Source organism: Sphingobacterium faecale (assembly GCF_016746095.1).
GTDB lineage: Bacteria > Bacteroidota > Bacteroidia > Sphingobacteriales > Sphingobacteriaceae > Sphingobacterium > Sphingobacterium faecale.
This window is the reverse complement of sequence record NZ_JAERTY010000032.1, coordinates 1-1506: the sequence shown is the minus strand read 5'-3', so window position 1 is coordinate 1506 and position 1506 is coordinate 1. Positions and strand designations below refer to the sequence as shown.

The 1506-nt window shown below is 41.0% G+C and carries 1 protein-coding gene; it reads left to right on the top strand.

Going from position 1 to position 1506, the window contains the following annotated elements; all coding sequences use genetic code 11:
• Nucleotides 1-56: 56 nt before the first annotated feature.
• A partial coding sequence (locus tag JKG61_RS22725; RefSeq protein ID WP_202105299.1) for a SusC/RagA family TonB-linked outer membrane protein occupies nucleotides 57-1506 on the top strand: 1450 nt, incomplete at its 3' end.

The following is a 1506-nucleotide window of genomic DNA, read 5'->3' as shown; positions in this document are numbered from 1 at the left end:
GAACCGATATGTCTATCAGCGAAAAGCCAAATCTCTATTACAACCCTACAATACCTATGAATGAGGTTATCGATATCGAACGCTTTTTATACGGAGAGGGAGCTTGGGATGGAACCATCAACCAAATCTATCCGTATATCACCCCAACCATTGAAGCATTACTCGCTGAAAAAAATGGACATATCGATAAAGCCGAGATGGAAAGACGTATTGCGCAATTGAAAACACAAGATGTGCGTAGCGATCTAAATAAATACGTATATCGCCCAGTGCAGCTTTATAAAGGAGCTGTCAATTTCTCTGGGGGCGCCAAACAGCATAATTATTACTTCTCGGCAGGTTATGATAAGAATTTAGGGGATATATCTGGTCATCACGATGAACGGATCAGCTTGAATGCAAAGAATACCTATAGGTTATTGGACAATAAACTGTTGTTTAATGCTGATCTAGCTTTTACATCAAATATACGACGTACAGGAGGTAGTCCGATGTACAAGGTGTTGTATGATAAACTCGCTGATGAACAGGGGAATCTGCTTTCAATTGGAGGACTGTCGTTACGTCAAAGTTATATTGATACAGCCGGCATGGGCTTATTGTTGGATTGGAATCTTTACCCTCTAGATGACATCAATCGGTCTCGTACGTCTACGGAGCTCATCAGTTATCAAGTGCAGCCTTCCGTGACTTATAAACCCTTTCAATGGTTAGGGGTATCAGCCAATTATCAGTACCGTAAAAACTACAGTGAGACAAATATGCTTTACAATGCCGATAGTTATGAAATGATTGACCTTTACAATCGCTTTACCCAAATAAATTATGCTACGGGTATAGCTACTTCACCTATTCCCCGCGGAGGAAAGCTTAATCAAACAAACAACAGTTTGAGCTCGCATTATTTCAGAGGTAGTTTTAACATCGACAAGTCCTGGGATGATTTTCATAGCTTTAACTTGGTAGGTGGTATGGAGTTAAATAGCCGTAGTACCCTAAACCGGATGATGCCGATAATGATAGGTTACAAGGAGGCAACAGAGACTTATGTTCCATTTGATCCCACACAACGGTATAGACAATACCTGACAGGTACATTAAGCAATATACCGAATCTTACACCTGTCAACATGAGTCGCCTTACGACCTTGAATCGAAGTCGTCTTTATTTTGCAAATGCTTCCTATAGCTATGACAAGCGATATACCGCTACATTCTCGGTACGAAAGGATGAAGCGAATATCTTTGGTGTAGACATCAATCAACGGGGCAGACCATTCTGGTCAGCAGGTCTGCGTTGGCAAATACACGAGGAGGGCTTTTATAAAATAGACTGGTTGTCCAAATTGGTGCTACGTGCTACGCACGGATATACTGGAAATGTGAGTAGTTCATCGGCGTATATTACGTCAAAAATAGAAGCTAGACCATTTGTTTTTACAAATAGAATTTATCAGACAATTACCAATCCGCCGAACCCTCAATTGAGTTGGGAGAACGTTAGGA